7 protein-coding genes are annotated in these 9,225 nt (G+C 69.0%); 5 read left to right on the top strand and 2 right to left on the bottom strand.

Going from position 1 to position 9,225, the window contains the following annotated elements; all coding sequences use genetic code 11:
• The first annotated feature begins 416 nt into the window (after nt 1-416).
• The 5 genes from ABZU52_RS23365 (at nt 417) to ABZU52_RS23345 (ending at nt 6,808) form a co-directional block, all read left to right on the top strand.
• The gene (locus ABZU52_RS23365) at nt 417-827 is read left to right on the top strand and encodes a hypothetical protein (protein WP_354973115.1); all 411 of its coding nucleotides are present in this window, start codon (nt 417-419) and stop codon (nt 825-827) included.
• A gap of 200 nt (nt 828-1,027) precedes the next feature.
• Nucleotides 1,028-3,061: an FxSxx-COOH system tetratricopeptide repeat protein gene (gene fxsT / locus ABZU52_RS23360; RefSeq protein WP_354973114.1), complete on the top strand. Its 2,034-nt coding sequence runs from the start codon at nt 1,028-1,030 to the stop codon at nt 3,059-3,061.
• A gap of 798 nt (nt 3,062-3,859) precedes the next feature.
• Entirely contained in the window at nt 3,860-5,782 is a 1,923-nt protein-coding gene (locus tag ABZU52_RS23355) for a KUP/HAK/KT family potassium transporter (protein ID WP_354973113.1), read from the top strand.
• Nucleotides 5,783-6,021: 239 nt separating this feature from the next.
• The gene (locus tag ABZU52_RS23350) at nt 6,022-6,456 is read left to right on the top strand and encodes a phage holin family protein (protein ID WP_354973112.1); all 435 of its coding nucleotides are present in this window, start codon (nt 6,022-6,024) and stop codon (nt 6,454-6,456) included.
• Between the two features lie 22 nt (nt 6,457-6,478).
• A complete protein-coding gene (locus ABZU52_RS23345) occupies nt 6,479-6,808 on the top strand; it encodes a ChaB family protein (RefSeq protein ID WP_354973111.1) in 330 nt (109 codons plus the stop codon).
• Nucleotides 6,809-6,891: 83 nt separating this feature from the next.
• Here ABZU52_RS23345 and manD read toward each other — a convergent pair whose 3' ends face one another.
• Together manD and ABZU52_RS23335 are read right to left on the bottom strand one after the other, a co-directional pair.
• Nucleotides 6,892-8,121, bottom strand: coding sequence for a D-mannonate dehydratase ManD (manD, locus tag ABZU52_RS23340; protein WP_354973110.1), 1,230 nt, complete (start codon nt 8,119-8,121; stop codon nt 6,892-6,894).
• 68 nt (nt 8,122-8,189) lie between these two features.
• Nucleotides 8,190-9,176 carry a LacI family DNA-binding transcriptional regulator gene (locus ABZU52_RS23335; RefSeq protein ID WP_354973109.1) on the bottom strand — a complete coding sequence of 329 codons (987 nt, stop codon included), beginning with the start codon at nt 9,174-9,176 and terminating at the stop codon, nt 8,190-8,192.
• Between the last annotated feature and the right edge of the window lie 49 nt (nt 9,177-9,225).

Below are 9,225 nucleotides of genomic sequence, written 5' to 3'. Positions count from 1 at the left end.
CGGGCCGCGCGGCGAGCACCGCGCGGCGTAGGGAAGCGCACGCCGGGTCCGTCAGCGGCTGCCGGGTGAGCGGTTACTGCGCCTCCGGCGGGGGCGCTCCGGCTCCAGGATGGCCGGGGGTCGTCGGCGGCTTGCGGTCCGTGGGTGGTGGCGGTGGGAGCCATCCCGTCTGCCGTCGACCCGGGCGAGCCGAGCAGACCACCGCCCGACCCGCCAGCGTCCGTACGGGCGTCAAGGACGTCTTGACGTGGCGGGCCGGGCGGCGGCCCGCTCCCCAGGAGGGCGGGTCGACGGCAGACGGGATGGTGAGTGGGTTGGGCTGTGCTTGCTGTTGGTCTTCGGGCGATGTGACGGTGCGTGCATTGGTGTGGTACTGATCGAGGTCGCTGATGGCCTGGCTCGGAGGGTGAGGGTTGATGGATCCGGATGTGACTGCGTTGGCGGGTGCCGTGGTGCCGTATGTGGCGGCGGCTGCCGGAGCGTACGGGGCCGGGGTGGTGGGACGGGTGCAGGAGGTGGCGGCGGACGCGACGGTCGGCCTGGGTGGGCGGCTGTTGCGTCGGTTGCTGGGGCGGGAGGAGTCGGCGCCGATGGTGGAGGCGGCGGTGTTGGATGTGGCCGAGGATCCGGGTGATGAGGATCGGTTGGCGGCGTTGCGGTTGCAGATCCGTAAGGCGGTGGCTGCTGATGCGGGGTTGGCTGCCGAGTTGTCGCAGATGCTGGCGTCGGCGGGGGTGACGATCACGGCGTCGGGTGAGCGGTCTGTCGCGGGGCAGACGGTCAGTGGGGTGGTGATCACCGGGGATGGTGGCCAGGTGACTCGATGACTGATCGGGATGCTGCCGGCTCTGGTGGGGTGAGTGCTGAGGGCGGCCGGTCGGTCGCGGCGGGTGAGATCAGCGGGTTTGCCATCACGGGGGATGACGCGAGGGTCGATGCCCGGCGGATTGAGCTGCATCGGGCGTCGACGGCTCCCGATACCGGGAAGCGGTTGCATAACCTGCCCATGCCGGCTTCGCGGTTGTTTGTGGGCCGTCAGGAGGAGTTCGCTGAGTTGGAGGAGGTGATGTCCGCCGGTAGCGGGGTGATCTGTCAGGCGGTGCATGGCCTGGGTGGGGTGGGTAAGACCGAGTTGGCGTTGCAGTACGCCCACCGGTGGCGTGACCGGTATCTGGTGCGGTGGTGGGTGACTGCTGATAGCCGGGCGGCGATCGAGAGCGGTTTGGCGGCGTTGACGGCCCGGTTGAACCCGGAGCTGGTGTTGACGGCGACGGCAGCGGAGGCTGCGGGGTGGGCGGTCGGCTGGTTGCAGAACCAGTCGGGTTGGTTGCTCGTGTTGGACAACGTGGAGCTGCGCTCGGATGTCGAGCCGCTGTTGGCGCAGTTGGACACCGGGCACCTTTTGATCACGACGCGGCGTGATGTGAATTGGGAGACGCTGGTCGACGGGTGTCTGCGTCTGGACATGCTGGATCGTGAGTCTGCGGTGCGGCTGTTGTTGGAGCGTGGGGAGCAGCAGGATCTGTTGGCGGCGGCGGTGTTGGCCGACGAGTTGGGGTATCTGCCGTTGGCGTTGCAGCAGGCGGCCGGCTATCTGAGGCAGACGCGCCTGCCGTTGTCGGTCTATCTGGATCGGTTGCGGGCGCAGCCTGCGGAGGTGTTGAACACGATCGCGGAGGGGGACCAGGCGGAGCGGGCGGTGGCGCAGGTGTGGCTACTTACCCTCGGCCGGCTGCGCGAAGTCCGGCCGGCAGCGATCGACCTGCTGCGAATCTTGTCGTGTTACGCACCCGACGACGTGCCGCGCTCGATCTTGGCCGGATATTCCGAACAGGCCGGTGCTGTTGACCAGGCGCTGTCGGCGTTGGCGTCGTACAATCTGGTCACGCTCACGGAGACGACAGTCAGCACTCACCGACTTCTCCAAACGGTGGTCCGCGGCCAGGCGCAAACGCAGGCCGAGGTTGACTACCACGACGAGCGTAGTGGCCTGCCCGAGCCGTTGTGGCAGCGAGTCCTTGACCACGCGTTGGCTCTGCTCGACCAAGCCCGCCCACCGGGCAACCCATCAGCCGACGTCGACACCTGGCCGCAATGGAGGTTGTTCGCCCCACATGTTGACGCGTTCGTCCAGCACATGCCCGAGGACACCACAGATCTGAACTTCGCGTATCTGCTGGGCCAACTCGGGTTCTATCACTACACGCAGGCCAGGTACCCCCAGGCGCTACAGGCTGAAAAGCGGGCGTTGGAGATTTGTGAGGCGGCGTTGCCGGCCGGGCACCCCGAGATCGCGCTCCGGTTGGACAACCTGGCGGGTACGTTGGTGAATCTGGGGCGGGCGGAGGAGGCGCTGCCGTTGCAGCGGCGGGCGTTGGAGATCTGTGAGGCGGCGTTGCCGGCCGGGCACCCCGAGATCGCGCTCCGGTTGGACAACCTGGCGTACACGTTGGGTGAGCTGGGGCCGGCGGAGGAGGCGCTGCCGTTGCAGCGGCGGGCGTTGGAGATCTGTGAGGCGGCGTTGCCGGCCGGGCACCCCGACATCGCGACACGGTTGGACAACCTGGCGTACACGTTGGGGAAGTTGGGGCGGGTGGAGGAGGCGCTGCCGCTGCGGCGGCGGGCGTTGGAGATCTGTGAGGCGGCGTTGCCGGCGGGGCACCCCGACATCGCGCTCCGATTGAGCAACCTGGCGTACACGTTGGGTGAGCTGGGGCCGGCGGAGGAGGCGCTGCCGTTGCAGCGGCGGGCGTTGGAGATCAGTGAGGCGGCGTTGCCGGCCGGGCACCCCGACATCGCGACACGGTTGAACAACCTGGCGGGCACGTTGGGTGAGCTGGGGCGGGTGGAGGAGGCGCTGCCGTTGCGGCGGCGGGCGTTGGAGATCTGTGAGGCGGCGTTGCCGGCGGGGCACCCCGACATCGCGCTCCGGTTGGACAACCTGGCGGGCACGTTGGGTGAGCTGGGGCGGGCGGAGGAGGCGCTGCCGTTGCAGCGGCGGGCGGCCCAGATCAAAGCAGAAATTCAGCGTCGGCGGTCTGGTTCGAATGATGCAGGCTGATTGCAGCAACTTGCCCAGCCCCGGTTCTGGTGAGTGACTAACTGGGTGACGACCAGGTCGTACGCTGGTGGACAACTACGGACTTCGAGGGACGTTCGGATCCAGCTCAGTGATGCGTAACGGCTGGTGAGAGTTGCTTGGTTGTTGCCTGGGGGTCAAGGGGTCGTCGGTTCGAATCCGGCCGTCCCGACAGTGAGAGGGTTTCCGCAGGTCAGTGACTTGCGGAAACTCTCAATTTATTGTTCTGGCGTGATGAAGTGGCGTGTAAGGCGCTGCTGGAACCCTTGACTCGGGTGGCTTTTTGCGAGCCGATCTTCGCTGTCCCCGCGGTGAATCGCCTGGTAGGCGTACCGTATCGGCGTCGCTGGAATCGCTGTTGGACCTCTTAACGGCAGGCAATTTCGGGCAGACAGGACATCGTCCCCCTGTGCCGCGATCGGCTCTTCTGCTGCACTTCGTAGGGCCGACCGCCGACGATGAGCCGATCACTGACTGGATGCTTGTTTCATCTTCGGGCCGGTCGTCTTGCCTGCCCGCCCCGCTTCGACCCGTAGTTGCTTCTCTTCCTTCGCGCGCACCGCGGTCACGCTCGGAAGCGGAAGGTGCGGTGCGCCGTGCGCCGGCGCAACACCACCGGGCGGGTTGCCGCGTCCGGCGCGGTTGCTCCACCCCGGCGGCCCCCGGGCGAGCCTGCGTGGGGCCAAGTTCGGCGGTCCGGGGGAGGAACGGCGTACGGGTTGGTATGTCTGTGGGGTGACGGAGCCAGCGAAGGACGGGCAGCCTCCCGACGGTAGCCGGGTGGAGGACGGTGGAACCGCGTCTCAGGCCTCGCTGACCGGCCAGGGACCGGCGGGGCTGGGGCGGTTGCTGGGCGCGCTGGGTGTGGTGTACGGCGACATTGGCACGAGCCCGCTGTACGCGCTGAAAACCGTCTTCACCCTCGACCGCAACCTGGTGCCCGACAAGCCCGACGTGTTCGGCGTGATCTCGTTGGTCTTCTGGTCGATCACCCTGATCGTGTCGGCCAAGTACGTCATCTTCATTCTGCGCGCCGACAACGAGGGCGAGGGCGGGGTGATGGCCCTGGCAGCCCTCGCCCGAGGAGCCCTCCTCAGCGACGGCGGCAGGCGTGCCGGTGGCGTATTGGCGTTGGGGGCGCTCGGTGCCGCTCTGTTCTACGGCGACAGCGTGATCACACCTGCCATCTCCGTACTGTCGGCGGTGGAGGGGCTGGAGGTGATCTCCTCGCGGTGGGCGGTGGTGGTCCTGCCGGTGTCGGCGGTGATCCTCATCCTGCTCTTCGTGATCCAGCGATGGGGCACCGGTCAGGTCGGCGCCGTGTTCGGACCGACCATGATGTTCTGGTTCGCCTGCATCGGTGTTGCCGGCGCCGCCGAGGTGGTGCGCCACCCAGGCGTGCTGGCCGGACTGTCGCCGACCTACGCGGTCCTGTTCGTCGTGGCTCACCCGGTCATCGCGTTCATCGCGATGGGGGCCGTGGTGCTGGCGATCACCGGCGCCGAGGCTCTCTACGCCGACATGGGGCACTTCGGCCGGGCCCCGATCCGCCGGGCCTGGTTTGCGGTCGTGTTTCCCGCGCTGACCCTCAACTATCTGGGACAGGGCGCGTTGATCCTGCGAACCCCGGACGGTCGGGCCGACCCGTTCTTCCTGCTCTTACCGCAATGGGCCCGGTTGCCGATGGTCGTCCTGGCCACCGTGGCCACCGTGATCGCTTCCCAGGCGGTGATCTCCGGGGCGTTCTCGATGTCCCGGGAGGCGATGCGGCTGGGTTTCCTGCCGCACCTACGTATCCGGCAGACATCGCGCCGCGAGTACGGGCAGATCTACCTGCCCGGAGTCAACTGGAGCCTGTTTGCGGCGGTGCTGCTGGTGGTCTTCACCTTCGGCTCCTCCACCAACCTCGCCGCCGCCTACGGGGTGGCGGTCACCGGCACCTTCCTGATCACCACGAGCCTGTTCCTGGTCGTCGCACGGGTGTTGTGGCACTGGCCGACCTGGCAGGTCGCAGTGTTCGGGATCATCTTCGGCAGCATCGAGCTGCTCTTCTTCACCGCGAACCTGGCCAAGATCAGCCACGGCGGTTGGCTCACGCTGCTCATCGCCGCCACCGTCTTCACCGTGCTGCTGACATGGCGGCGCGGAGCGGAACTGGTCACCCCTCGACGAACCGAGCTGGAAGGCCCACTCCTGGACTTCATCGACACCCTGCACACCTCGCACGTTCTGCGGGTACCGGGCACCGCGGTGTTCCCTCACCCCAACAAGGAGACGACGCCCCTCGCGCTACGCGCGAACGTGGCGCACAACCATGTTCGGCATTCGCGCATCGTGATCATCACCGGTCGTACGGCGAACGCCCCGCACATACCCTGGGACAGGCGCCTGACCATCGACGATCTCGGTGACCCGACTGACGGCATCATCCACATCACCGCCGTCTTCGGATTCCAGGACCCCACCGACTTTCCCGAAGTCCTACGCCGCGCCGCCACCCACCCCCTCGCCGAGGGGTTCGCCCTCGATCAGGTCTGCTACTTCGTCTCGAGGATCACGCTGCGCCGCACCCGCCGCCCCGGTATGGCCGCCTGGCGTAAACGGCTGTTCATCGGCCTCGCCCACAACGCCGCCAGTCAAGCCGAGTTCCTTCACCTGCCCGAGGAGTGCACCATCGTCCTCAGCGCCGAGGTCCCCGTCTGAGCAAGGTGGGGGTCAACTGCCCGCTGGCCCATGATGAGAGAGTGCGCACTCCCGGGGTTGTCGTCATCCTCGTTGCCATGGGACCTCCGGTGAACTGCTCACCCGGCCAGTCTCGGGCATGCGGCGGGGTGGGTTTCGGCTTTTCCGTAGCAGCCACTGACTGAAAGCTGCGGCATCGGGGTGTGCGGTGCGCATGCACGGGTACGCCGCGCGCACGCGGCGGCGCATTGGGAGGTGTGATGAGCGAGGGGACCGTGGGCGGGGACGGACGGCGGAGCCCGACCGAGCGGCTGGCCGAGGACGTGGCCGACGTGGTTCGCGAGGAGGTCCGAGCCGTACGCGCGCAGGTGAGCGAGGCGGCCCGTCCGGCCGGCGTCGGCATCGTGCTGCTGGCCGCGGCCGGGGGCTGCCTGGTTCTCGGCGCCGGAGCGGCGTCGACCACCGTGTTGCGCGTGCTGGAGACGATGCTTCCGCGTCGGCTGGCCGCCGCCGGCCTCACCGCCGGCTATCTGCTCACCGCCGTGCTGTTGGGGCGGGTAGGGCTGGCGCAGTTGCGCGCGGCCGGCGGCCCGTCGGCGCGCCTCGCGGACGACGTGCGGGACATGGTCACCGAGACCGCCGGCCGGGTGCTGCCCGCCGGCGTCGACGCCGCCCGCGACGAACTGGACAGGTGACAGGGAATCAGGAGGCAGCGACATGCCGGACAAGCACGAGCAGGCCGAGGAGATGCGTGACGACGTGCCGTCGACCATCGCGCGCTCCGACGACAAGGCGGTCCGCACGTACAAGAAGACGCTGGAGTCGGCCGAGGAGAGCTACGGCGACGGCGAGCGGGCGCACCGCGCGGCATACGCGTCGCTGAAGCACACCATACCGGGGTCGGCGACCAGGTTCGTCATCCCTGCACATTGCTGGGCAAGGCGGCTGGGGGATCTTGCCGCGTCCCCTGGTCGGTGCCGAGTCGCTCGAGGATGTCCGAGACGTCCGGGGCTTGGGCGGGCTTGGCGATGTAGTACGTGGCGGTGACCTCCTCGCTGAAGTGGTCGAGCTGTGCTGCGGCGCTTTCGGTCCGGACGGGCCACCCCCTGTGGCGGGTTGCCACCGCGCGGTCACCAGTCATGGACCGTGCCGTCCTTGAGCCGGTTGAACGGCAGGTACGCCGGCTGGTACGGGAACCGGGCCGCCGCCTCCTCGTCGAGTTCCACCCCGAGCCCCGGTTGGTCGCCGGGGTGCAGGTAGCCGTCGGTGAAGGTGAACGACTGCCGGAACACCTCGTTGGCCAGCGGGGTGTGCTTCATGTACTCCTGGATCCCGAAGTTGTGGATGGCCAGGTCGAGGTGCAGCGCGGCGGCCATGCCGACCGGGGAGATGTCGGTGGGGCCGTGGATGCCGGACTTGATCTGGTACTGGGCGGCGAAGTCGAGCAGCTTGCGCATGGCGGTGATGCCGCCGGTGTGGGTGACCGCGGACCGGACGTAGTCGATCAGCTGCTCGCGGATGAGGGTCTGGTAGTCCCAGACCGTGTTGAAGACCTCCCCGATGGCCAGCGGGGTGGTGGTGTGCTGGCGGACCAGCCGCAGCGCCTCCTGGTTCTCCGCCGGGGTGCAGTCCTCCAGCCAGAACAGGTCGTACGGTTCGAGGGCCTTGCCGAGCTTGGCGGCCTGGATCGGGGTCATCCGGTGGTGCCCGTCGTGCAGCAGCGGCAGCTCCGGGCCGAACTCGCCGCGCACCGCCTCGAAGACCGACGGTAGGTGGCGCAGGTACGCGCGGGTGTCCCAGTCCTCCTCGGCGGGCAGCGGCGCGCGCTGCGCGGGTTCGTAGTCGTAGCGCTGGCCGGTGGCGCTGGGCTGCGCGGCCACCCCGTAGACCGCGTTGATCCCCGGCACCGAGGTCTGCACCCGGATGGACCGGTAACCGAGGTCGAGGTGGCGGCGGATCGAGTCGAACAGCTCGGGGATGTCCCGCCCGGACGCGTGCCCGTACGCCATGATCCCGGCCCGGGACGCGCCGCCCAGCAGCTGGTACAGCGGCATGCCGGCGGCCTTGGCCTTGATGTCCCACAGCGCGACGTCCACCGCCGCGATGGCGGCCATGGTGACCGGTCCGCGCCGCCAGTACGCCGACCGGTAGAGAAACTGCCAGGTGTCCTCGATCCGGTGTGGGTCACGCCCCATCAGCAGCGGGACGACGTGGTCGGCCAGGTAGGACGCGACCGAGAGTTCCCGGCCGTTGAGGGTGCCGTCGCCGAGCCCGGTGAGTCCCTCGTCGGTGGTGATCCTCAGGGTGACGAAGTTGCGGTCGGGGCTGGTGACGACGACGTCCGCTGCGACGATCTTCACGCAGGTGCCTTTCTCGAGAGGGGTGTGAACGGGGGCCGGTCGTCCGGGAGAGGCGGCCCGGCGAATGGTCACCGGCGCGGGGCCGGCCCGCTGGACTGCCGGATGGTCAGGTGCGTGGGCAGCAGCACGGTCTGACGGGACGCCGTTTCCCCCAGGTGCTCAAGGTGGTCCAGCAGCATGGACACCGCCACCCGGCCGGCCTGTTCGATCGGCGCGGTGAGGGTGGTCAGCGGGGGGCTGCAGAAGTCGGCGCCGAAGATGTCGTCGCAGCCCACCACGCTGATCTCGCCGGGGACGTCGACGCCGCGTTCGGCCAGCCGCCGCAGGATGCCGATCGCCAGCAGGTCGTTGAAGGTGACGCCGGCGGTGGCGCCGGTATTCAGCAGCGCGTCCGCGGCGACCGACCCGGAGCTGCGGGACACGCCGAACGGTCCGACGCGGGCCGCGGTGAGGCCGTGTCGGGCCATCGCGGTCCGCATCGCCCGCCACCGGGCCTCGTTGGCCCAGGAGGACGGCGGTCCGGCGACGTACGCGATCGCCCGGTGGTCCAGCGAGACCAGGTGCTCGACGGCTTGCATCACCCCGTCCGGGCTGTCGATGACGACGCTGCGCACCCGGGGGACGTTGCGGTTGACGGTGACGACCGGCAGTTCGGCGGCGATGACGGAGAGGGTCTGCTCGGGAAGGCGGGAGGCGGCGAGGATCACCCCGTCGACCGACCGGCGCACCTTGTGCAGCAGATGGTTCTCCAGCTCGGCCGAGTCCTCGGTGTCGATCAGCAGCAGGGCGTGGCCGGCGGCGCGCAGTTGTTGCTGCGCGCCGCGGATCAGTCCGAAGTAGAACGGATTCGTCGCGTCCGAGACGAGCAGGGCGACCGTTTCGGTACGCCCCGACGACAGCGCCCGCGCCTGGGTGTTGGGTACGTAGTTCAGCTCGCGGGCGGCGGCCTGGATGCGTTCCCGGGTGACCCGGTTGACCCGGTCGGGCCGGCTCAGCGCCCGGGACACGGTGGAGGCGGCGACGCCGGTGAGGGCAGCGATGTCGTTGATGGTCACGCGGCCCTCCCGGCGTGCCGCCGCATGGGGGGAGGACGCGCCTTCGGGG

The sequence above is a fragment of the Micromonospora sp. NPDC005220 genome, from assembly GCF_040607895.1.
Classification (GTDB): domain Bacteria; phylum Actinomycetota; class Actinomycetes; order Mycobacteriales; family Micromonosporaceae; genus Micromonospora.
The sequence above is the reverse complement of the archived record's forward strand: the minus strand, read 5'-3'. Positions and strand labels throughout refer to the sequence as shown.

Excerpts from the sequence above, each read along its gene's own strand:
- ABZU52_RS23345 (WP_354973111.1), top strand. The coding sequence starts at position 6,479 with ATGCCGGACAAGCACGAGCAGGCCGAGGAGATGCGTGACGACGTGCCG.
- ABZU52_RS23350 (WP_354973112.1), top strand. The coding sequence starts at position 6,022 with ATGAGCGAGGGGACCGTGGGCGGGGACGGACGGCGGAGCCCGACCGAG.
- ABZU52_RS23365 (WP_354973115.1), top strand. The coding sequence starts at position 417 with ATGGATCCGGATGTGACTGCGTTGGCGGGTGCCGTGGTGCCGTATGTG.